The organism is Gordonia sp. C13 (genome assembly GCF_023218005.1).
Taxonomy (GTDB): domain Bacteria; phylum Actinomycetota; class Actinomycetes; order Mycobacteriales; family Mycobacteriaceae; genus Gordonia; species Gordonia namibiensis.
In genome coordinates this window covers 326,808-348,535 of sequence record NZ_JALPSY010000001.1, presented here as the reverse complement: position 1 = coordinate 348,535, position 21,728 = coordinate 326,808, and the positions used below count along the sequence as shown (strand labels likewise).

At 68.3% G+C, this 21,728-nt stretch carries 24 protein-coding genes; 18 read left to right on the top strand and 6 right to left on the bottom strand.

The window, feature by feature from the left end:
- Nucleotide 1: 1 nt before the first annotated feature.
- Nucleotides 2-850 (bottom strand): hypothetical protein, encoded by an 849-nt coding sequence (locus M1L58_RS01640; RefSeq protein WP_248657588.1) that lies wholly within the window; start codon nucleotides 848-850, stop codon nucleotides 2-4.
- A gap of 69 nt (nucleotides 851-919) precedes the next feature.
- Between M1L58_RS01640 and M1L58_RS01635 the strand changes: the two genes are divergently transcribed.
- From M1L58_RS01635 to truB, 3 genes are read left to right on the top strand one after another with little or no spacing between them, the layout of a single operon-like run.
- Nucleotides 920-1,909: a metallophosphoesterase family protein gene (locus tag M1L58_RS01635; protein ID WP_248657587.1), complete on the top strand. Its 990-nt coding sequence runs from the start codon at nucleotides 920-922 to the stop codon at nucleotides 1,907-1,909.
- Nucleotides 1,906-2,562, top strand: coding sequence for a 4'-phosphopantetheinyl transferase family protein (locus M1L58_RS01630; RefSeq protein ID WP_248657586.1), 657 nt, complete (start codon nucleotides 1,906-1,908; stop codon nucleotides 2,560-2,562). The genes M1L58_RS01635 and M1L58_RS01630 overlap by 4 nt, the downstream gene beginning before the upstream one ends.
- A 1-nt stretch (nucleotide 2,563) precedes the next feature.
- Entirely contained in the window at nucleotides 2,564-3,484 is a 921-nt protein-coding gene (truB, locus tag M1L58_RS01625) for a tRNA pseudouridine(55) synthase TruB (RefSeq protein WP_248657585.1), read from the top strand.
- Here the strand turns inward: truB and M1L58_RS01620 are convergent.
- On the bottom strand, nucleotides 3,481-4,170 hold the full coding sequence (locus tag M1L58_RS01620) for a metal-dependent transcriptional regulator (RefSeq protein ID WP_162904481.1): 690 nt from the start codon (nucleotides 4,168-4,170) through the stop codon (nucleotides 3,481-3,483). The genes truB and M1L58_RS01620 overlap by 4 nt on opposite strands.
- Before the next feature lie 116 nt (nucleotides 4,171-4,286).
- On the opposite strand from M1L58_RS01620, the gene M1L58_RS01615 reads away from it, so the two are divergent.
- The 6 genes from M1L58_RS01615 (at nucleotide 4,287) to M1L58_RS01590 (ending at nucleotide 11,359) form a co-directional block, all read left to right on the top strand.
- Nucleotides 4,287-5,258, top strand: a complete 972-nt coding sequence (locus M1L58_RS01615; RefSeq protein ID WP_083876398.1) for a bifunctional riboflavin kinase/FAD synthetase — start codon at nucleotides 4,287-4,289, stop codon at nucleotides 5,256-5,258.
- Complete coding sequence (locus M1L58_RS01610; RefSeq protein ID WP_248657584.1) at nucleotides 5,255-5,950, top strand: hypothetical protein; 696 nt, start codon at nucleotides 5,255-5,257, stop codon at nucleotides 5,948-5,950. Before M1L58_RS01615 ends, M1L58_RS01610 begins: the two co-directional genes overlap by 4 nt.
- A 77-nt stretch (nucleotides 5,951-6,027) precedes the next feature.
- Nucleotides 6,028-6,297 carry a 30S ribosomal protein S15 gene (gene rpsO, locus M1L58_RS01605; protein ID WP_005199046.1) on the top strand — a complete coding sequence of 90 codons (270 nt, stop codon included), beginning with the start codon at nucleotides 6,028-6,030 and terminating at the stop codon, nucleotides 6,295-6,297.
- A gap of 444 nt (nucleotides 6,298-6,741) precedes the next feature.
- Entirely contained in the window at nucleotides 6,742-9,030 is a 2,289-nt protein-coding gene (locus M1L58_RS01600; RefSeq protein WP_006866491.1) for a polyribonucleotide nucleotidyltransferase, read from the top strand.
- A gap of 91 nt (nucleotides 9,031-9,121) precedes the next feature.
- On the top strand, nucleotides 9,122-10,594 hold the full coding sequence (locus M1L58_RS01595) for a putative nucleotidyltransferase substrate binding domain-containing protein (RefSeq protein WP_248657583.1): 1,473 nt from the start codon (nucleotides 9,122-9,124) through the stop codon (nucleotides 10,592-10,594).
- Between the two features lie 6 nt (nucleotides 10,595-10,600).
- Nucleotides 10,601-11,359, top strand: coding sequence for an NRDE family protein (locus tag M1L58_RS01590; protein WP_248657582.1), 759 nt, complete (start codon nucleotides 10,601-10,603; stop codon nucleotides 11,357-11,359).
- Nucleotides 11,360-11,378: 19 nt separating this feature from the next.
- On the opposite strand, the gene ald is transcribed toward M1L58_RS01590, so the two are convergent.
- Nucleotides 11,379-12,494 carry an alanine dehydrogenase gene (ald, locus tag M1L58_RS01585; protein ID WP_248657581.1) on the bottom strand — a complete coding sequence of 372 codons (1,116 nt, stop codon included), beginning with the start codon at nucleotides 12,492-12,494 and terminating at the stop codon, nucleotides 11,379-11,381.
- A gap of 137 nt (nucleotides 12,495-12,631) precedes the next feature.
- On the opposite strand from ald, the gene M1L58_RS01580 reads away from it, so the two are divergent.
- Genes M1L58_RS01580 through M1L58_RS01560 form a run of 5 tightly spaced genes read left to right on the top strand, consistent with a single transcriptional unit; the run spans nucleotide 12,632 to nucleotide 15,512 of the window.
- Nucleotides 12,632-13,114 (top strand): Lrp/AsnC family transcriptional regulator, encoded by a 483-nt coding sequence (locus M1L58_RS01580; RefSeq protein WP_006866487.1) that lies wholly within the window; start codon nucleotides 12,632-12,634, stop codon nucleotides 13,112-13,114.
- Nucleotides 13,115-13,172: 58 nt separating this feature from the next.
- Complete coding sequence (gene dapB / locus M1L58_RS01575; protein WP_143932012.1) at nucleotides 13,173-13,922, top strand: 4-hydroxy-tetrahydrodipicolinate reductase; 750 nt, start codon at nucleotides 13,173-13,175, stop codon at nucleotides 13,920-13,922.
- A gap of 4 nt (nucleotides 13,923-13,926) precedes the next feature.
- The gene (locus tag M1L58_RS01570) at nucleotides 13,927-14,481 is read left to right on the top strand and encodes a hypothetical protein (protein ID WP_154882649.1); all 555 of its coding nucleotides are present in this window, start codon (nucleotides 13,927-13,929) and stop codon (nucleotides 14,479-14,481) included.
- A 12-nt stretch (nucleotides 14,482-14,493) separates the two neighbouring features.
- Complete coding sequence (locus tag M1L58_RS01565) at nucleotides 14,494-15,054, top strand: TIGR03086 family metal-binding protein (RefSeq protein WP_248657580.1); 561 nt, start codon at nucleotides 14,494-14,496, stop codon at nucleotides 15,052-15,054.
- A complete protein-coding gene (locus tag M1L58_RS01560) occupies nucleotides 15,054-15,512 on the top strand; it encodes a flavodoxin family protein (RefSeq protein ID WP_232719482.1) in 459 nt (152 codons plus the stop codon). The genes M1L58_RS01565 and M1L58_RS01560 overlap by 1 nt, the downstream gene beginning before the upstream one ends.
- A gap of 77 nt (nucleotides 15,513-15,589) precedes the next feature.
- On the opposite strand, the gene M1L58_RS01555 is transcribed toward M1L58_RS01560, so the two are convergent.
- The gene (locus M1L58_RS01555; protein ID WP_248657579.1) at nucleotides 15,590-16,039 is read right to left on the bottom strand and encodes a nitroreductase family deazaflavin-dependent oxidoreductase; all 450 of its coding nucleotides are present in this window, start codon (nucleotides 16,037-16,039) and stop codon (nucleotides 15,590-15,592) included.
- A 93-nt stretch (nucleotides 16,040-16,132) separates the two neighbouring features.
- Nucleotides 16,133-16,483, bottom strand: a complete 351-nt coding sequence (locus M1L58_RS01550; protein WP_154882645.1) for an HNH endonuclease — start codon at nucleotides 16,481-16,483, stop codon at nucleotides 16,133-16,135.
- Between the two features lie 108 nt (nucleotides 16,484-16,591).
- On the opposite strand from M1L58_RS01550, the gene M1L58_RS01545 reads away from it, so the two are divergent.
- From M1L58_RS01545 to M1L58_RS01530, 4 genes are all read left to right on the top strand, one after another.
- Nucleotides 16,592-17,425, top strand: a complete 834-nt coding sequence (locus tag M1L58_RS01545; RefSeq protein ID WP_248657578.1) for a thymidylate synthase — start codon at nucleotides 16,592-16,594, stop codon at nucleotides 17,423-17,425.
- Nucleotides 17,422-17,928 (top strand): dihydrofolate reductase, encoded by a 507-nt coding sequence (locus M1L58_RS01540; protein WP_248657577.1) that lies wholly within the window; start codon nucleotides 17,422-17,424, stop codon nucleotides 17,926-17,928. The genes M1L58_RS01545 and M1L58_RS01540 overlap by 4 nt, the downstream gene beginning before the upstream one ends.
- On the top strand, nucleotides 17,928-19,154 hold the full coding sequence (locus M1L58_RS01535; protein ID WP_248657576.1) for a winged helix-turn-helix domain-containing protein: 1,227 nt from the start codon (nucleotides 17,928-17,930) through the stop codon (nucleotides 19,152-19,154). Before M1L58_RS01540 ends, M1L58_RS01535 begins: the two co-directional genes overlap by 1 nt.
- Before the next feature lie 64 nt (nucleotides 19,155-19,218).
- The gene (locus M1L58_RS01530) at nucleotides 19,219-19,986 is read left to right on the top strand and encodes an HAD-IIB family hydrolase (protein ID WP_006866476.1); all 768 of its coding nucleotides are present in this window, start codon (nucleotides 19,219-19,221) and stop codon (nucleotides 19,984-19,986) included.
- Here M1L58_RS01530 and M1L58_RS01525 read toward each other — a convergent pair.
- Entirely contained in the window at nucleotides 19,983-21,647 is a 1,665-nt protein-coding gene (locus M1L58_RS01525) for an alkaline phosphatase D family protein (RefSeq protein ID WP_248657575.1), read from the bottom strand. The genes M1L58_RS01530 and M1L58_RS01525 overlap by 4 nt on opposite strands.
- Nucleotides 21,648-21,728 lie beyond the last annotated feature (81 nt).

The following is a 21,728-nucleotide window of genomic DNA, read 5'->3' as shown; positions in this document are numbered from 1 at the left end:
GTCAGTCGTCCCGGGTGCCGCTGTCGTGGGGCCGGCGGATCTGGGTGGTCCGGAACGACGGGTCGTCGAGACGCCGCGGCGGCTGGGCGAGCGGGGGAGGCGGAGGCCGATATCGCTCGGTCTCCCGCAGGTCCGGATGACCCGCCTGCGTCCGGTACAGCTGGGTGGTCCGGAAGCTCTGCACGTTCGGGGTGCTCGTCGTGACGGATCGGCGGGTGGCGAGACCGATCGCGTCGCACGCCCACAGGACGAGGACCGCTGCGACGCCGAACACGGACTCGAACGCCACGACGCCGATCCAGTAGTGCAGGGGCAAGGTGACCTCGGTGGCCGTGAGGTCGACCCCGAAGTCGGGCTGGTGATAGTAGGTCGCCCAGGTCCCCAACGCGATGAGCCCGGCGGCCGGGAGCAGACCCACCCACGTCATGGCCGTCCGACGCCGGGCGACCGACCACACGACGACCAGGCCCGTGAGCAGCATCGCGGTGGCGGCCATCGAGGCGAGCCGGAACACGTCCGCCGACCACTCCTGGGTGACCGAGAGGTCGAGGTAGAAGGGGAGCAGGGCGAGTCGCTCCAGCCCGACGAACAGCAGACCGAGCAGTACCGCCACGATCACCCGCCAGCCGGACCGAGCCCATGTCGCGGTGATCACCACGAAGACGACCAGGACGGCGCCGCTCAATCCGTACTGTGTCCATCGCTCGGTGGTGTCGCCGACGGCGTACGCCGCCACCTGCGCGACGAGGTAGGCGAGCAGGATCAGGGAGCTCACGACGACCTGGACCCACCAGGGTCCGCGATTGCCCGGCAGACGTGATCCGCCCGGGCCGACGGGTGCGCCGTACACCGCTCGATCGTCCCACGTCGACCCGCCCCGGGCACGGTGGATTCACGACCTCTGGCACGATGGATCCTCGTGGCAACTTTGTGGGCGATCAGCGATCTGCACGTCGCCCATCGGGGCAACGAGCACATCATCGACGAGATCCGGCCGACGTCGCCGGACGACTGGCTCATCGTGGCCGGTGACGTCGCCGAACGCACGGACGACATCGTCGACACCCTGCGCCGGCTGCGGACCCGCTTCCACACCGTCATCTGGGTTCCGGGCAATCACGAGCTGTACACCACGGCCAAGGACCCGCTGCAGGTGTTCGGGGTGGCCCGCTACGACTATCTCGTGCAGGCGTGCCGCGACATCGGCGTGGTGACCCCGGAGGACATCTACCCGCTGTTCGATCCGGGTGACGGCAGCGATCCGGTGCGCGTGGTCCCGATGTTCCTGCTGTACGACTACACCTTCCGGCCGGAGGGCACGGCCAACAAGCTCACCGCGCTGGCACTGGCCCGGGAACGCAACGTGGTGGCGACCGACGAGTTCCTGCTCTCACCCGAGCCGTTCCCGACCCGGGATGCCTGGGGCCGGGCGCGCATCGAGATCACCCGCCGCCGGCTGGAGGCCCTCGACCCGTCGGAGAAGACGGTCCTCATCAACCATTGGCCGCTGCGTCGAGAACCGTGCGATGCGCTCATCTACCCGGAGTTCGCACTGTGGTGCGGCAGCGAGCTGACCGCCGACTGGCATACCGAGTTCAACGCCGCATGCTGCGTCTACGGACACCTGCACATCCCGCGCACCACCTGGTACGACGGCATCCGCTTCGAGGAGGTGTCGGTCGGCTATCCGCGCGAGTGGAAGCGACGCGGCCTGCCGAACCCGTTGATGCGCAACATCGTGCCCGGCGACGGCCTCGGCGAGACCGACCTCCCCGAGCACGGGGTGCGTTTCGACCTGCCGCCCGACTACGCCGAACGCGCCGCGGAATTCCGGGCACGGGTGGAGCAGAGGCAAGCAGAGCGCCGGACGCGGCAGGCGGAACGGCAAGCACGAAAGGACGAGCAGTGATCGAACAACTCCTCCCATCCGGGGTCGCCTCGGCGGAGGCGTTCGACGATCCGCCCGGCCTGATCGCGATGCCCGCCGAGCAGGCGCTCATCGGCAAGGCCGTGGAGAAGCGTCGTCGTGAATTCACCACTGTCCGCCACTGTGCCCGGCAGGCGCTGGGGCAGCTGGGTTACGACCCGGTGCCGATCCTCAAGGGCGACAAGGGTGCCCCCATCTGGCCCGCGGGCATCGTGGGCAGTCTGACCCACTGCGACGGCTACCGCGCCGCGATCGTCGCGCATGCGATGGGGGTGCGGTCCCTCGGCATGGACGCCGAACCACACGACGCGCTACCCGACGGCGTACTCGAGCACACCAGCCTGCCCGCCGAGCGCGAGGTCCTCGCGACCCGCCCGGCCGGACTGCACTGGGATCGCCTGCTGTTCTGCGCCAAGGAGGCCACCTACAAGGCATGGTTCCCGATCACCAAGCGGTGGCTGGGTTTCGAGGACGCCCTCATCACCTTCGAACAGACCGCGGAGACGTCCGGGACGTTCATCTCGCGCATCCTGATCGACCCGGCCGCCACCGACGGCGGTCCGCCGGTGCTCGAGTTCCAGGGCCGCTGGCTCGTCGAACGGGGCATCATCACCACCACGATCGCGATGGTCTGACATGGCCGACGCAACCATCGAAAAGGCCGGCCTGCTCATCGTCGACAAACAGGCGGGGATCACCAGCCACGACATCGTGTCGCGGTGCCGCAAGATCTTCGACACCCGCCGGGTCGGCCACGCCGGCACCCTGGACCCGATGGCCACCGGCGTCCTCGTCGTCGGGATCGAGAGGGCGACAAAGCTTCTCGGCCTGCTGTCGCTGACCATTAAGTCCTACACGGCCACCATCCGTCTCGGCGCCTCCACCACCACCGACGACCGTGAGGGAGAGATCCTCACCACCGCCGACGCCACCGGTGTCACCGACGACGAGATCGCGTCGGGCGTGGCCGATCTCACCGGCGACATCCAGCAGGTCCCGGCGAAGGTGTCGGCGATCAAGGTCGACGGCCGTCGGGCACACGCCCTGGTCCGCACCGGCGCCGACTTCGACCTCGAGGCCCGCCCGGTCACCGTGTCGCGATTCGACGTGCTCGCCACCCGACGCGACGGTGACACCGACAACGGAACCCCCGGCGTCGTGGATCTCGATGTCGCGGTGGACTGTTCGTCGGGCACCTACATCCGGTCCCTGGCCCGGGACCTCGGCGCCGCACTAGGCGTCGGCGGCCACCTCACCGCGCTCCGACGCACCGCGGTCGGGCCGTTCACCCTCGAGCACGCCCGCACGCTCGACGAGGTTCGCGAGGACGGCCGCGTCAGTCTCGACATCGACGAGGCCGTGAAGCTGTCCTTCCCGCGACGTGACATCACCGACGACGAGGCCGAATCCATCAGCCAGGGAAGGTGGCTCGAGCCGATCGGCATGAAGGGCGTCTACGTGGTCGTCGACCCGCACGAGCAGGCCATCGCGCTGATCCAGGAGAAGGGCAAGCGCGCGAGTTCGGTGATGGTGGTTCGCCCGGCGACGCTGCGCTAGCGCGGGACGACGAAGATCGCGCGGGCGGCGATGTCGCCCAGGTCGATCGGCGCCGCGTCGTCGAGGGACACCGAGATGGTGCCGGCGAACGGCCGCTTCTCGGCGACGGTCACGACGCAGTCGAGGGCCACGCCCACCTCGTCGAAGTAGCGCAGCATCTCCGGGTCGGTGTCGGAGATCCGGGCGATGCATCCCGACGCGCCCACCTCGAGGTCGGCGAGCAGCGCCGCGGCGGGGGTGGGGATCGAACCGTCGAGTGCGGGGATCGGGTCGCCGTGCGGATCCCGGTCGGGGAAGCCGAGTTTGGCGTCGAGCCGGGCCATCAGGCGGTCGGAGACGGCGTGCTCGAGGATCTCGGCCTCGTCGTGCACCTCGTCCCAGCGGTAGCCGAGTTCACGGACGAGGAAGGTCTCGATGAGACGGTGGCGCCGCACCATGAGGACCGCGGCCTCGCGGCCGTGATCGGTGAGAGTCACCGCGCCGTAGGGCTCGTGGGAGACCAGACCCTGGTCGGCGAGCTTGCGGATGGCCTCCGACGCGGTGGACGGGGACACTCCGAGGGACTGGGCCAGCAGCTTGGTGGTGACCTTGACGTCCTCCCACTCCTGGCTGGTCCAGATGACCTTCAGATAGTCCTGGGTGACCTGTGACAGCTCGGTCACCGGACGGTCTGATCGCCATGGCATGGATCGAGCTTAGCGTCCCCTTGTCGCCTCGCCGACACCTCGTCGTCGGCCCCGTGTCCGCTCGTAGGCGTGTGGCGGTGGTGGTTTGGAACAGGTGCTCCCCGTAGGCTGGTCGCGTGTTGCGATGGCGAGGTCTTGATGACATCCCCGCGGACTGGGGACGGTGCGTGGTCACCATCGGTGTCTTCGACGGTGTGCACCGTGGGCATGCCGAACTGATCCATGCCGCGACGAAGGCGGCGAAGGAGCACGGGGTGCCCGCCGTGCTGATGACCTTCGACCCACACCCGTCGGAGGTCGTGCGGCCGGGTTCCCATCCGCCGCAACTGACCACGCTGACGCGGCGGGCGGAACTGGCCGAGGAACTCGGGATCGACGTCTTCTGCGTGATGCCGTTCACCCCGGAGCTCGCGGCCCGCTCGCCCAAGGATTTCGCCCACGACATCCTCGTGGAGACACTGCATGCCGCCGAGGTGGTGGTGGGGGACAACTTCACCTTCGGGCGCAAGGCCGCCGGCGACGTCGCGAAGCTGACCGAGTTGGGTGCCAAGTTCGGCTTCGAGGTACAGGCCATCTCGCTGTTCGGCGAACACGCGGTGACCTACTCGTCGACCTACATCCGGTCCTGCGTCGCCGCCGGCGACATGGACCGCGCCGCCGAGGCTCTCGGTCGCCCGCATCGGGTGGAGGGCGTCGTCGTCCGCGGTGACGGCCGCGGACGCGACCTCGGCTATCCGACCGCCAACGTCGCGCCCCCGATGTACGCCGCGATCCCGGCCGACGGCGTGTACGCGGCCTGGTTCACGATCCTCGGCGTCGGTCCGGCCGTCGGAGAGGTCCTGCCGGGGGAGCGCTACCAGGCAGCGGTGTCGGTGGGCACCAACCCGACCTTCTCCGGACGCACCCGCACCGTCGAGGCCTTTGTCCTGGACAAGAACGCCGATCTCTACGGCCAGCACGTCGCCGTCGACTTCGTCCACCGCATCCGCGGCATGGTCCAGTTCGACGGGATCGACGCCCTCATCGAGGAGATGGGGAACGACGTCGCCAAGACCAGGGAGATCCTGGCGGCGGCCGAGACGTCGTGAGCACGCCCGGCAAGCGTCCCGCGCAGACCTCCGCGATCGCCGCGGCCCTCGCGTCAGTGGTGCTCGGCCTGGTGGTCGTGGCCGCGACGTTCATGCAGTGGGTGGACCTCGCCTCGGTGGGACTCGCGCCGCTCAACCCGAACGGGTTCGGCGTACACAACGGCCGGTACGCGGAGACGCTCGGAACCCAGCTGACGCTCGGGTGGTTCACCGTCACCCTCGGTCTGCTGATCATCGTCGGTGGTCTCGCCGCTCTGTACGGCCTCGTGCGGCGGGTGGGTGCGCCTCACCCGGGTTTCGCCACGGTCGCCGGGGCCGGAGTCGGCGTGGTCGTCATGGCCGGTGCGGTTCCCGTTCGGCCCCTCGGGCTGACCCTGCCACTGGGCAAGATCGGTGCGACGTCGGCGGCCGCCGACGTGGGCGAGCCGACCGCCGGGCTGTTCCTGATGCTCGCCGCGGCGCTGACCTCGGTGGTTCTCGGGCTGCTCGGCGTCTCGCTGACCGGTCGCGGCGCCGAACGGCAACCCGCCCGGCGTCTGCTCCCCATTGCGATCGTCGTCGGTGCGGTCGTCGGCGTCGTCGCCGTCGCCCTGGTGTGGTGGTGGCTCGGCCGGGACGCGGCCACGAGCATCCACGGACTCGGGCGGGCCACGCTCGGATTTGGGTCGGGCGCACTGCGGCAGGTAGCCTGATCAGTCGGTGTTGCTGCAGTCCGCGGTGGCGCACCGGGAGTATCTGAGACGCGGCACTGAGAAATAGGAGTATCTCCATGGCTTTGACTGTCGAGCAGAAGAAGGAAATCCTCAGCGAATACGGTCTGCACGAGACCGACACCGGTTCGCCCGAGGCCCAGGTCGCCCTGCTGACCAAGCGCATCGTCGACCTCACCGAGCATCTCAAGCAGCACAAGCACGACCACCACAGCCGCCGCGGCCTGCTGCTGCTCGTCGGCCGTCGTCGTCGCCTGCTGAAGTACGTCGCCAAGGTCGACATCAACCGCTACCGTTCGCTCATCGAGCGCCTCGGCCTGCGTCGCTGATCGCGGACCGCGACAACAGACTCTCACCGGCCACCTCCCGAACGGGAGGTGGCCGGTTTGTCATATTGAGGTATTGACACGGCGCGGTGATAGGCTGACAGACGGATCGTTGCCGTGAACTGATGGCAGTGCGTGACGACGAGCCAGATCGGTCCTCGGTAGTGGCCGCCGGAACAATGGTTCCGGCCGCTTCGATCGAAGGCCGTCTGAGCACTCAACGGGCGCGAAACGTCGCGCCATTCACCCGCTGCCGTGTTTTCTCGGCGCGTTCTGGGTCGGTCCGATCCGCGCGTGCGACGAGCTCCACAGCACGACTGCACCGGCATTCGGTGCACGCTGCGCACCTCGCGATGACCACCCTCAACCGCACAAGCGGCCATCTCTGCGTGGCCGCGCATCACGACGGCCGCTAACGGCAGCCGCTACGAAGGGATTCCACCCCACATGACAGATGTGAACACCACCGAAGACTTCACCGACGAGTACGACGACGCCATCACCGAGGCCACCGCGATCATCGACAACGGGAGCTTCGGCACCCGCACGATCCGGTTCGAGACCGGACGCCTCGCCCTGCAGGCCGCCGGCTCGGTGACCGCCTACCTCGACGACGAGAACATGCTGCTCTCGACCACCACCGCGTCGAAGCACCCGAAGGAGCACTTCGACTTCTTCCCGCTGACCGTGGACGTCGAGGAGCGGATGTACGCCGCCGGCCGCATCCCCGGATCGTTCTTCCGTCGCGAGGGTCGTCCGTCGACCGACGCGATCCTGACCTGCCGCCTGATCGACCGCCCGCTGCGCCCGTCCTTCGTCGACGGTCTCCGCAACGAGATCCAGGTCGTCGTCACCGTGCTGTCGCTCGACCCGAACGACCTCTACGACGTGGTGGCCATCAACGCCGCGTCGGCGTCGACCCAGCTCGCAGGTCTGCCGTTCTCCGGCCCGGTGGGTGGCGTGCGTGTCGCACTCATCCCGACCGAGGAGAACAAGGCCGGCCAGTGGGTCGCGTTCCCGACCGTCGAGCAGCTCGAGGGCGCCGTGTTCGACATGGTCGTCGCGGGCCGCATCGTGAGCGGTGAGGGCGATTCCGCCGACGTCGCGATCATGATGGTCGAGGCCGAGGCGACCGACAACGTCATCGACCTGATCGCCGGTGGCGCCCAGGCACCGACCGAGGCCATCGTCGCCGAGGGTCTCGAGGCCGCCAAGCCGTTCATCGCCCGCCTGTGCGAGGCACAGAAGTCGCTGGCCGCCGCCGCTGCCAAGGACACCGGGGAGTTCCCGCTGTACCCGGCGTACCAGGACGACGTCTACGAGGCCGTCGCCGCCGCAGCCACCGAGCGTCTCTCGGAGATCCTGACGATCGCCGGCAAGCAGGAGCGCGACGACAAGACCGACGAGCTCAAGGCCGACATCCTCGCCCAGCTCGGGGAGCAGTTCGAGGGTCGTGAGAAGGAGATCGGCGGCGCATACCGTTCGCTGACCAAGAAGCTGGTGCGCCAGCGCATCCTGACCGACCACTTCCGCATCGACGGTCGCGGCATCACCGACATCCGTGCACTCTCCGCCGAGGTCGCGGTGATCCCGCGCGCCCACGGCAGTGCGCTGTTCGAGCGTGGCGAGACCCAGATCATGGGCGTCACCACCCTCGACATGGTGAAGATGGCGCAGCAGGTCGACTCGCTCGGGCCCGAGACGTCCAAGCGGTACATGCACCACTACAACTTCCCGCCGTACTCGACCGGTGAGACCGGTCGCGTCGGTTCGCCCAAGCGTCGCGAGATCGGCCACGGCGCGCTCGCCGAGCGGGCCCTGATGCCGGTCCTGCCGAGCGTCGAGGACTTCCCGTACGCGATCCGTCAGGTCTCGGAGGCGTTGGGCTCCAACGGTTCCACCTCGATGGGTTCGGTCTGCGCCTCGACCATGTCGCTGCTCAACGCCGGTGTGCCGCTGCGCGCCCCGGTCGCCGGCATCGCCATGGGCCTGGTCTCCGACACCGTCGACGGCGAGACCCGCTATGTCGCACTGACCGACATCCTCGGTGCCGAGGATGCCTTCGGCGACATGGACTTCAAGGTCGCGGGCACGAAGGACTTCGTGACCGCCCTGCAGCTCGACACCAAGCTCGACGGCATCCCCTCGCAGGTGCTCGCGGGTGCGCTCAGCCAGGCCAAGGACGCCCGACTGACCATCCTCGACGTCATGGCCGAGGCCATCGACGAGCCCGACGAGATGAGCCCGTTCGCACCGCGGATCACCACCATCAAGATCCCGATGGACAAGATCGGCGAGCTGATCGGCCCCAAGGGCAAGACGATCAACGGCATCACCGAGGAGACCGGCGCCAACATCTCCATCGAGGACGACGGCACCGTGTTCGTCGGCGCTTCCGATGGCGTGAAGGCACAGGCTGCGATCGACCGCATCAACGCGATCGCCAACCCGCAGCTGCCCAAGGTCGGCGAGCGCTTCCTCGGCACCGTCGTCAAGACCACCGCGTTCGGTGCGTTCGTGTCGCTGCTGCCGGGTCGCGACGGCCTGGTGCACATCTCGAAGCTCGGTAAGGGCAAGCGCGTCAACAAGGTCGAGGACGTCGTGAACGTGGGCTCCAAGCTCCGCGTGGAGATCGCCGACATCGACGAGCGCGGCAAGATCAGCCTCGTCCCCGTCGACGAAGAGGCCGACAAGGCTGAGGCCGCAGCCGCCGAAGCGGCCGCCGCCGACGCCTGAGCCGTTCTGATCTGAGGTACCCCATCGGGCCCGCCGTCCATCCGGACGGCGGGCCCCGATGTCTGTCCGCAGCCGCCTATGATCTGCAGAGATGAACGGTCCGCCTGACCAGCTGACGGTCGCGCACCGCCGCGACGCCGCGCGCACACCCGCATCGCGTACCGTGGCCGACCTGCTGCGGACCGAGCCGGTGACCGGACGGGCCGACATGACCGTGCGCGAGGCCGCGACGCTGATGACCGAGCGCGACCAGGACTACGTCGTGATCCCACTGCCCGATCACGGTCTGGGGCTGCTCACCGACGCCGACATCCGGGCGCGCGTCGTCGCCGCCGGGCGGGGCCTCGACACCCCGGTGGGGGACATCGTCGACGGGCCGGCGTTCGTCGTCGACTCACGCACGTCGGCGATCGACGCCCTCACCGAACTCGTGGACCGCGACCTCACGGTGATCCCGGTGCGCGACTCCGATGGCAGAGTCCTCGGCGTCGTCGGCGCGAGCGATTTCGTCGCCGACCCGGCCGGTTCGAGCATGCCTCTGCGCGAACAGATCTCACGGTCGCAGACGGTCGAGGAACTGCAGGGACACGCGCGACGCATCCCGCAGCTGGTCGCCGATCTGGTGCGGCGGGACCGGCCGGCACACGAGGTCACCCAGGTCGCCTCCCTCATCGTCGACGCCGTGGTGTTGCGGGGTCTACGACTGGTCGTCGACTCCCGGCCCGACGTCGACCCCGCCGCGTACACCTGGCTGTCGCTCGGCAGCAATGCGCGTCGGGAGCCGGTGTTGAGTTCGGATGTCGACTCCGCGGTCGTCTTCGACGACTCGCTGGAGACGACCGAGCTCGACGCCTACCGCGCCGCCTTCGCCGAGCTCGACGACCTGCTGCGCGGTGCCGGCCTGACCGTCGACACCAACGGCGCCGTCGCGTCGAAGCCGCTGTTCTCGCGGACCCGCACCCAGTGGCAGACGGCCGCGCGCGCATGGATCGACGCACCACTGGAGAACAGGGGGATGATCTTCACCTCGCTGATCCTCGACGGTCGGCCCCTGTTCGGGTCGCGTCGCGAATCGCCGGTGCCCACACCGGGAGTCGAGATGATCGGAGCCCTGCGCGCCGACCCGCGCACCATGCGCTTGCTGCTCGAGGAGTCGTTGTCGACCAAGGCACGACTCCGCTCGATGCGCGACGTCCTGACCCGGCGCCCGGGGGCGTTCGACGTCAAGGCCAATGCGCTCACGCCGCTGATCAACATCGCCCGGTGGGTGGCGCTGAGCGTCGAATCCACCGAGGTGAACACACGCGCCCGATTACAGGCGGCCTCGGGTAGCGCACTGCTCACCGACGACGATGCGACGACGCTGACGGAGGTGTTCGACGTCCTGCAACGGGTGCGGTTGCGGTACCAGGTCGCGCAGTTCGATCGCGGCGAGACACCGACCGACGTGCTGGAGATGGGACGGCTGTCGCCGCTGGACCGGAGTCTGGTGGCGCAGGCGGTGCGGGAGATCGCCGGCGTCCAGCGCAGAATGGCGGGTATGAGCCACTACCAGGTGAACTGAGATGCCATGTGCCTGATCCTCTTCGCGTGGAACGCGCATCCCGAGTACCGGCTGATCGTCGCGGCCAATCGCGACGAGTATCACCGACGACGCACGTATGCGCTGTCCCGGTGGGATGACCTGCCGGTGATCGCCGGACGCGACGCGCTGGCCGGCGGCACCTGGATGGGTGTCTCCGCTGATGAGCCCGGCCGGGTCGCGATGGTGACGAACGTGCGGGTCGGGCCGCCCGAACGCGCCGGGGTCCGCTCGCGCGGGCAGTTGCCGGTCGACTTCCTCGCCGGCGACGAGGACCCCAAGGTCTTCGCCGACCGCGTCGTCGAACAGGCCGCCGACTACGACCCGGTGAACCTGCTCGTCGCCGACGCCGCAGACCTGTGGTGGGTGACGAACCGGCCGCAACCACACGCCGAGCGGGTGGCCGAAGGGGTGCACGGCGTGTCCAACGGGACGCTCGACAACGATTGGCCGAAGGTCGTCGACGGCACCGCCGCACTGCGTGACCTGGTCTCGGCCGGTGCCTCCGACGAGGACTACTTCGCGATGTTGGCCGACCAGGACCGCCCCGACCCGGTGCGGCTGCCCGACACCGGCGTCGGAGCAGAGTTCGAGGCGGCCCTGTCGTCGAAGTTCATCAACATCCCGGGATACGGCACGCGGGCCTCGACCCTGCTGCGCATCCGCCACGACGGTCACGGCGAGATCATCGAACGCCGCTACGGCTATCGCGGGAAGCGGCGAGGGACCACCCGCATCACCTTCTGAACACGGGTGGTCTCGCTGATCAGTTGTGCGCGAACGGCATCGCCGCGACGGGGAGACCGAGCGCCTCGCCGACCTCGGCGGTGAACAGCTCCCCGCGGTGGGTGCTCAGACCCGACGCCAGTGCCGGATCGGTGGAGCATGCCTCCTCCCAGCCCTGATCGGCCAGACGCAACACGTAGGGGAGGGTCGCGCCGGTGAGCGCCTGCGTGGACGTGCGGGCGACCGTGCCGGGCATGTTGGCCACGCAGTAGAAGGTGGTGTCGTGCACGGTGAAGGTCGGGTCGGCGTGGGTCGTGGGGTGTGAGTCCTCGAAGCAACCACCCTGGTCGATCGCGATGTCGACGAGAACCGCACCCGGCTTCATCTGTGCGACAAGGCTGTTCGGCACCAGGACCGGTGCCTTCGCGCCGGGGACGAGGACCGCGCCGATGACCAGGTCGGCCTTCTTGACCGCCTCGTCGAGCGCGAGCTTGGTGCTGTAGCGGGTGTGGACCCGGCCGGCGAACCGGGCGTCGATCGCCCGGAGCTTGGCGATGTCGAGGTCGAAGACGGTGACCTGGGCACCCATGCCGACGGCGACCGTCGCCGCGTTGACGCCGCTGACGCCGCCGCCGATGACCACGACCTCGGCGGGCTCGGTGCCGGGGACGCCGCCCATGAGCACGCCGCGGCCGCCTTCGGACTTCATCAGGTGATAGGCGCCGACCTGAGGGGCGAGCCGGCCGGCGACCTCACTCATCGGGGCCAGCAGGGGGAGTGCGCCGTCGGCGGAGCGGACCATCTCATAGGCGATGGACGTGGTGCCCGAGGCCAGCAGCGCATCGGTGCACTCCTTGCCGGCGGCCAGGTGGAGGTAGGTGAAGATCGTCTGGCCCTCGCGCATGAGGTCGAACTCGGAGGCGATCGGCTCCTTGACCTTGAGCAGCAGCTCGGCCTGGTCCCAGACCTCGGCAGCGGTGCCGAGGATCTGCGCGCCGGCGGCCTTGTAGTCGTTGTCGGCGATGGCCGACCCCTCACCGGCACCCGCCTGGATGATCACGTCGTGGCCGCGGTGGTGCAGCTCGGCGACGCCCGCCGGGGTGATGGCGACGCGGTACTCGTGGTTCTTGGTCTCGGTGGGGATCCCGACGCGCATGATGCTCCCTCTCGTTTCGAAGTTTGTGCAGATAAGCTGTCTCAAGCGTGAAGGAACTTCAGAAGTGTCACAATATTCGTGAAGAAGATTCTTGAGAGGCTGATCATGGCGAAGATGTTTCCGGTCAGGAGGGTGTGATGCCTGCCGCACCGAAGGATGTTCAGCCCGGCGAGCTCGACGCGACGGACCGCGAATTGCTGAAGCTCCTGCAGTCCGATGCACGTATGCCCAACAGTGAGCTGGCACAACGCGTCGGGATCGCCGCGTCGACGTGTCACGGCCGTATGCGAAGGCTCGTCGAACTCGGTGTCATCCGTGGATTCTTCGCCGACGTCGACCCGGCCGCCGTCGGGCGCCCGCTGCGCGCCATGGTCGCCGTCAGCCTCCAATCCGACGCGCGCGGGCGGATCCGGCAGTTCGTCGGCGAGATCGCCGCCTACGACGAGGTGATCGACGTGTTCTTCTTGGCCGGCGCCGACGATTACATGCTGCATGTGGCGACCGCCGACACCGAGGCGCTCCGCCAGTTCGTCGAGCGACTCAACAGCCGTCGCGAGGTCGCGGGCACCACCACGTCGCTGGTCTTCGAGCATCGCCGCGGCGATGCGCCGATCTATTGAGAAGGGCCTCGCCACTAGACTGAGACCCGTTGACACGTCGAGATCGAAGAGGGTGGACATGAGCGGTATCAAGGTGGGCGTCCTGGGCAGTCAGGGCAAGGTCGGACAGGCGATCGTCACGGCGGTCGAGAACGCCGACGACCTCACCTACACCGTGGGCGTCGACAAGGGTGACTCGCTGGAGTTCTTCTCCGACACCGACACCCAGGTCGTCGTCGACTTCACCCACCCCGACGTCGTGATGGACAACCTGAAGTACCTTATCGCCAACGGGATTCACGCCGTCGTCGGTACCACCGGATTCACCGAGGAACGCCTCGAGACCGTCCGCGGCTGGCTCGCCGAGAACCCGAAGGTCGGCGTGCTCATCGCCCCGAACTTCGCGATCGGCGCCGTCCTGTCGATGCGTTTCGCCGCGCAGGCCGCCAAATACTACGACTCGGTCGAGGTCGTCGAACTGCACCACCCGCAGAAGGCCGACGCCCCGTCGGGCACCGCGTACCGGACCGCAGAGCTGATCGGCCGTGCGCGCGCCGAGGCCGGGGTCGGGGCGAGTCCCGACGCCACCACCTCCGAACTCGACGGCGCGCGAGGAGCTGTGGTCGACGGCGTGCACGTCCACTCGGTGCGTCTCGCGGGCCTCGTCGCCCACCAGGAGGTGTTGCTCGGGACCGAGGGGGAGACGCTGACCATCCGCCACGACTCGCTCGACCGGTCGTCGTTCGCGCCGGGTGTACTCCTGGGCGTGCGCAGCATCGGGGACCGCCCCGGTCTGACAATCGGACTCGAAGAACTGATGGACCTCTGATCCCATGGTTGACGATCACTCAGACGACGCGGGCACGCACGACGAGGGCACCCACACCGGCGACACCGAGGGCGGTGCGCCGCGGCTGGGGCCGAAGAAGAAGGACGCACGGCCGATCGTCTGGATGATCGGGTTCCTCGTCGTCGCGCTGATCGTCTACTTTGTGCTGCTCGGCTGGCGCGGTTTCCAGCTGATCGCCACGGGGTCCGCCGCGGGAATCGGCCTGGGGATCGGCGTCATCGCCCTGCCGCTTATCGGTGCGTGGCTCATCTACGCGACGCTGCGCGCGGGTCTGGAACACCAGAAGCTCGCCGCGATCATGGCCGAGGAGGGTCGCGAGCTCGACATCTCCAATCTCCCGCACCGTGCCTCGGGCCGGATGGAGCGCGACGCCGCCGACGAGCTGTTCGCCCAGGTCAAAGCCGAATGGGAGGCGGACCCCGAGAACTGGCGCAACACCTACCGCATCGCCCGCGCGTACGACTACGCCGGCGATCGTCCCCGCGCCCGCGCGATGATGAAGCGCGCGGTCGCACAGTTCCACGGACGCGAGCAGTAGGGGCCGGGCCAGATGAGCGATCCGACGAGCTTGCTCGACGAGGCCGCTCGTCTCTGGGCCGACCACCTGGCCAACGTGGGCCCCGAAAAGCTTGGTGAGGCAAGCGGGTGCGCGGGATGGGCCAACCGCGACCTGATCAACCACCTCGTCGGCGGCGGTTACCGCTACGCCATGCTCCTCGAGGGTGCGAGCGCCGCCGACACCCTGACGACGCGGGACGTCGACTACGTGGGTGCCGGTGACCCGGTCGCCGAGTTCTGGCGTAGCGACAACGCCTTTCGGGCCGCGGTCGATTCTGCCGACCTCGACGTCGAGGTCGATCATCGTGCCGGCCGACGCCCCGGCCATCAGCTTCTGGTGATGCGAATCATGGAGCTGGCCTTGCACTCCCACGATCTGTGCGTGGGCCTCGACGCCGAATGGTCGCCGTCAGAGGGGCTCGTCGACTTCGTGCTCACCGATGCCGCTCCCGTCATCGAGGAGCTGCGCGCCGCCGGGATGTTCGAGGCGCCGATCGAACCGGCGTCGGACAGCGCGGCCGATCGGTTACTGGCGTTCGCGGGGAGGTCGTGATGGCGGACAAGCGACTTTTGATCGTCCACCACACGCCGTCGCCGGCGTGTCAGGAGATGTTCGAGGCGGTCCTATCCGGTGCCACCGACCCGGAGATCGAGGGCGTCGAGGTGGTGCGTCGAGCCGCGCTGGCGGTGACCGCGAGCGACTTCCTGGAAGCCGACGGCTACATACTGGGAACCCCGGCCAACCTCGGATACATCAGCGGCGCACTGAAACACGCCTTCGACGTCAGCTACTACCAGATCCTCGACTCGACGCAGGGCCGCCCGTTCGGGCTCTATCTCCACGGGAATCAGGGGACCGAGGGCGCGGCCAAGGCCGTCGACACCATCACCACCGGACTCGGCTGGGTGAAATCGGCTGAGTACGTGACCGTCTCCGGCGCCCCGAGCAAAGACGACCGCGAAGCGTGCTGGGAGTTGGGTGCAACGGTTGCCGCGCAGCTGATGGGCTGATCCGTAAACCCACCGTTTTTCGGCAGAATCACCACCCGCCGGGGTGCTGGGTTTGCCGAAAAGTGGTGGCTTTGTGGCTATTTGGCGGTCAGCTTGATGACCGGCAGCTGCCGGTCGGTCTTCTCCTGGTAGGCGGCGAAGCGTTCGTTCTTGCTGATCTCCGCCCAGGCCTGCGCGCGTTCCTCGCCCTGGAGCTGCTGGGCGCGGACCTCGATGGTCTTGCCGTCGACGTCGATCCGGGCTTGGTCGGGGTTGGCGCGCAGGTTGTGATACCAGCCGGGGTTGCTGGCGGCGCCGTTGGCCGACGCCACGATCAGCCAGCTGCCGTCGGGGCCGGGGAACCAGGCGAGCGGGCTCTGCCGTTCCTGGTCGCTCTTTCGGCCGACGGTCGTCAACACGAGAGCGTTCATCCCGCCGAACTGACCCTTCCGGCGGATCATCGGAGCGAGGACTCTGTTCACGAGGCGGACGAACGGGCCCTTGGGTGCCCAGGCGCCGCGTGTACCCGAGGAGATCTCGAAACTCATCGGCTCTTCTCCTTGCCGCGACCATGTTTCTTGCGCACAGAGATTACTGCTGATCAGGCGCGGCGTCCTGCCAATGGGGCCGGTGGTCGAGAGCTACTCGACGTCGGCGAGGAGCTTGCTGACCTCGTACTGGCGCACCAGGAACGCCTTCTCGTCGAGCTTCTTGCGGCGCATCCACGACGTGACCTCGGAATTGCACTTGCTCGCATTGCACGAACCGCAGCACGGGACGACGTTGGTCACTGTGTAGCGGCCCCCGCGGGAGATGGCGAGCATGCAATCGCGCTGAAGGGCGACACCGTCCGCGCCGCAGTAGGCGCACCCACCCCAGGCCTCCTGCAGCGCGAGCCACTGCGTGTCGGTGAGGTCGTTGTCGCGGGAGGCGACGCGCTTACGACGCCGCTTGGCATAGCGGTTGGCACGGGTGGTGCTGCGAGTGGCCACGGGAAGAGGATACCCCCGAAGTCACACGCGTCACTGCAGTCACAGTGGGAGATGGCGACGTGTCGTGCGCCCGGCGATGCTCCGGGGGCTTTGCCTAGACTGACACCCGTGAGCACGGCCATCCGCGACATCTCATCGACCGGGACGATCCCCACTCCGTACGAGGACCTGCTGCGCCTCGTGCTCGAGACGGGCACCCCGAAGGCGGATCGCACCGGGACGGGAACCAAGAGCGTCTTCGGTCATCAGCTGCGGTACGACCTCGCCGAGGGCTTCCCGCTGATCACCACCAAGAAGGTGCACCTCAAGTCGATCATCTACGAGCTCCTCTGGTTCCTGCGCGGCGACTCCAACGTCCGCTGGCTCCAGGAGCACGGCGTGACCATCTGGGACGAGTGGGCCGACGAGAACGGTGACCTCGGACCCATCTACGGCGTCCAGTGGCGCAGTTGGCCGACGCCGTCGGGGGAGCAGATCGACCAGATCTCCGCAGCCCTCGAGACACTCAGGACCAACCCCGACTCGCGACGCAACATCGTGTCGGCGTGGAACGTGGGGGAGATCCCGCAGATGGCGCTGCCGCCGTGCCACGCGTTCTTCCAGTTCTACGTCGCCGACGGCAAGCTCTCCTGTCAGCTGTACCAGCGCTCGGCCGACCTGTTCCTCGGCGTGCCGTTCAACATCGCGTCGTATGCGCTGCTGACGCACATGATGGCGCAGCAGGCGGGCCTCGAGGTCGGCGAGTTCGTGTGGACCGGTGGCGACTGCCACATCTACGACAACCACGTCGACCAGGTGACCCTGCAGCTCTCGCGTGAGCCCTACCCGTACCCGAAACTCGAACTGCGCAAGCGGGATTCGATTTTCGACTACGAGTTCGACGACATCGAGATCGTCGGATACCAGTCGCACCCCGCGATCAAGGCGCCGGTGGCGGTGTGACCCGCCGGGTCCGGCTCGTCTGGGCGCAGGGTCGCGAGGTCGCCGGCAAGGGCGCCGCGATCGGTCGCGACAACACCATCCCGTGGCGCGTCCCCGAGGACATGGCGCGGTTCAAGGAGAAGACCCTCGGCAACGCGGTCGTCATGGGCCGCAAGACGTGGGACTCCCTGCCGCCGAAGTTCCGGCCGCTGCCGGGCCGCACCAACATCGTGGTCACCCGCAACCCGGAGTGGTCCGCCGACGGTGCGCTGACCGCCCGGACGATCGACGAGGCGTTGAGCCTGGCCGACGGCGACACGGTGGGTGTCATCGGCGGCGGTGAGATCTACCAGCTCGCAATGCAGTACGCGACGGAACTCTGCGTGACCGAGATCGACGTCGACGTACCCGGAGCCGACGCGTTCGCGCCGGAGATCGGTCCCGAGTGGACCGTCGCCGACAAGGGGGAGTGGCAGACCTCCACCACTGGTACCGCCTACCGATTCGTCGACTACACGCGCTGATGGCACCGGAGCGTCTCTCCCCGGCCCAGGCGCGTCGAACCGCGCTCGCCGCACAGGGATTCGCCGACCGTGCACCGTCGGGCACCCCGACCATGGCCCACCTCAAACGGGTCGTCGGCCGGACAGGTCTGCTCCAGATGGACTCGGTCAACATCGTCGCGCGGGCCCATTTCATGCCGCTCTACAGCCGGCTCGGACCCTACGATCCCGACCTCCTGCATCGCGCGGCCTGGCAGCCGGTCCGGGGGAAGCGTCTGCTCGTCGAGTACTGGGCGCACGAGGCCGCTCTCATCCCGGTCGACGACTGGCCGCTGTTCCGTTGGCGAATGGATGAGTTCGCCGACGGACGGTACCGGCACACCCGGGAGGTCATGCGCCGCAACCGGAGTCTCGCCGAGGACGTCCGCAGAGTGATCGAGGAGATCGGTGCCGCGATGCCGCGGACCATCGAGGAGAAGCTCGGCATCGAACGCGAACCGGGCACCGCCGGGAGCTGGTGGCAGCGCGGCGAGATCAAGCACCTGTGCGAGGCGATGTTCGCCGCCGGCGACCTGTCGGCGGTCCGCAACGGCAACTTCATGCGCCACTACGACCTCACCGAACGGGTCGTCGGCGCCGACATCGCCGCGCAGCATCCGGACCGTGCGCAGGCGCACCGGGATCTCATCGCCCGGGCGGCTCGGTCCCTCGGCGTCGCGACCGTCGCCGACCTCGCCGACTACTACCGCCTCAAACCCGCCGACGCCCGGCCGGCCGTCGCCGACCTCGTGGATGCCGGTGTGCTGCACGAGGTCTCGGTCGAGGGATGGCGAGACCCCGCGTATCTCGCCGACGGCGCGCCGATGCCGCGACGCATCGACACCTCGGCGATCCTCTCGCCGTTCGACCCGCTCGTCTTCTTCCGGCCACGAGCAGAGCGCCTCTTCGACTTCCACTACCGCATCGAGATCTACGTCCCCGAGCACAAGCGCGTCCACGGTTACTACGTGCTGCCCTACCTGCTGGGCACCGACATCGCCGCACGCGTCGACCTCAAGGCCGACCGCAGGTCCCGAACCCTGTTGGTACTGGGCGCCTTCTGTGAGTCCGGACACGATCGCGGCGTCGTCGCCGAGCGACTGGCCGACGACCTGCGCACTTTCGCGGGGTGGCTCGACCTCGACGACGTGTCGGTGGGTACGAAGGGTGACCTCGCGCGCGACCTCCGGGCCGTGATGGGATGCTGAGCATCGGGAGGCCGCGAACCAGCGGAACACACACCCGGGGACGACCTGAAGGAGAGAACCGACGATGACCGTGTCGTATGACGGCAACGACTACCGCCTGGTGATGTTCGACCTCGACGACACACTCGCACCCTCTAAGAGCCCGCTCGACGACCAGATGGTGGACCTGCTCCGCCGGATGCTCGACGTCAGCCTCGGGTGCATCATCTCCGGCGGCAACTTCACCCAGTTCTCCAAGCAGGTCCTCGCGCGTCTCGGCACCTTCGACTCGGTCGGCAACCTCCATCTGATGCCCACCTGTGGCACCCAGTACGTCCGCTGGTCGGGCAACGAGTGGGAGACCGTCTACGCCGAGTACCTCACCGACGACGAGAAGAAGCGCACCCTCGACGTCCTCGAGACCGGCGCCAAGGAACTCGGGATCTGGGAGAGCGAGACCTGGGGCGAAATCCTCGAGGACCGCGGCAGCCAGATCACCTTCAGCGCACTGGGACAGAAGGCCCCGGTCGACGCGAAGGCCGCCTGGGACCCGGACGGCGCGAAGAAGGAGTCGCTGCGCGCCTACGCCGCCGAGCGGCTGCCCGACCTCGAGGTTCGCAGCGGCGGTTCGACGTCGGTCGACGTCACCAAGAAGGGCATCGACAAGGCGTACGGCGCGCTCAAGCTGATGGACATCCTCGGCCTGAGCACCTCGGACATCCTGTTCTTCGGCGACCGCCTCGACGAGGGCGGCAACGACTACCCGGTCAAGGCGCTCGGCATCACCTCGATCGCCGTGCACGGCTGGCCCGACACCCACGCCAAGCTGTCGGCGATCCTGGAGCAGAGCTAGACGGCGGGTCGTCCGACCGGCTCGACCCGCTGCGTACCGTTGCGCACCCGGTAGGACTTGGCGTAGAACTGGCCCGACCTCGGGTCGATCTTGTTGTGCACGAAGTACCAGTCCATCTGGGTCGCGGCTGGGGTGACGGTGAGGACCGAGTACCCGTGCGCGTCCAGCTCGCAGAAACGCACGTGGTGGTTCGCCGTGCGGAACGCCGCCGATGCCGCGACGCCGGCGGTGTCCGGCGGCACGTTGAACATGTCGTCGACGTTGGTCGCCGTGACCGAGGTGCCGACGAGTTCGGTGGCGACGGTCCCGGCTCCGGGGTAGTTCGCCACGTCGACCGGGACATCGCAGGCCCACGACGAATGGATGTCGCCGGTCACGAACACGACGTTGTCGACGCGGTTGGTCCGGATGGAGTCGAGCAGACGCCGGCGGTCGGCGGCGTACCCGTCCCACTGATCGGCGTTGTAGGGGATTCCCTCCTTCGGGATCCCGAGCATCGAGGTGACCGCGCCGGTCGTCGCCGGATCGAGCGGCGGGATCAGCACCGGCGTGATCATCACCGGGTTGCCGACGATCTTCCAGCGAGTCTCCGACGACATGAGCCCGTTGGTGAGCCACGACATCTGCGCCTTGCCCATGATCGTGCGAGCCGGGTCGTCGATGCTCGCCGACCGCGCGCTCACCTGCAGGTCGCGGTAGGAGCGCAGATCCAGCATCGACAGTTCGAGCAGTTTCCCGAACCGCAGCCGGCGGAACAGGTGTCGGCCCTGCGGGTCGACGCCGGGGCGGATGGGCATCCACTCGGAGTAGGCGCGTAGCGCGGCGGCGCGCCGGACCGGCCACGGCCCCTCGTTCGGCTGATGGTTCTCCGCGCCGCCGCTCCAGGCGTCGTTGGCGGTCTCGTGGTCGTCCCAGACGGGGATGAACGGCACCTTCCGGTGCAGTGCGGCGAGGTCCGGGTCGGTCTTGTACTGGGCGTGACGCGTCCGGTAGTCGCGCAGCGCGACGACCTCGTGGCGTGGGTCGTGGACCCGGACTGTTCCGGTTTTCCCTGTGTAGCGGCCGGTTTGGTAGTCGTAGAAGTAGTCGCCGAGATGGAGCACCGCGTCGAGTCCGGGCTGGGCGGCGAGGTGCCGGTAGGCCGAGAAGTAACCCGCCTCCCAGTTGGCGCAGGACACGACGCCGAAGCGGATCCGTGCGACATCGGCGCTCGTGGCGGGAGCGGTGCGGGTGGTGCCGACCGGCGAGACTGCCCCGGCGGCCGGTCCCGATGTCACGGTGAATCGGTAGTGGTAGGTCGTCCGCGGACTCAGCCCGGTGGCGTCGACCTTGACGGTGAAGTCCTGCTCGGCCGACGTCTGCTCGACCCCGGAACCGACGATCGCACCGAAACCCGCGTCCTGAGCGATCTCCCAGCGGACCGAACACGGTTGTCCCACACCGGAACCCGGCGTCGACGCGGGGGACTGGGTGATTCGGGTCCACAGGATGACCGCGTCGGGCAGCGGATCGCCGGAGGCGACGCCGTGGACGAAGACGTTCCGTGGGGCAGCCTGCGCCGGGCCGGATTCGGCGAGGGCGGGCACCGTGAGGGCGGCGCCGGTGACGACCGCACCGGTTCGCAGGAAAGTCCGTCGGGTGGACTCATGCCGAGTGGACACATAGGGACCTTACCCACCGTGGACCGCGACTTCAGGCCGAATCCGAGCCCGGTGGAGCGGTGGGGGACAATCGGGTCACAC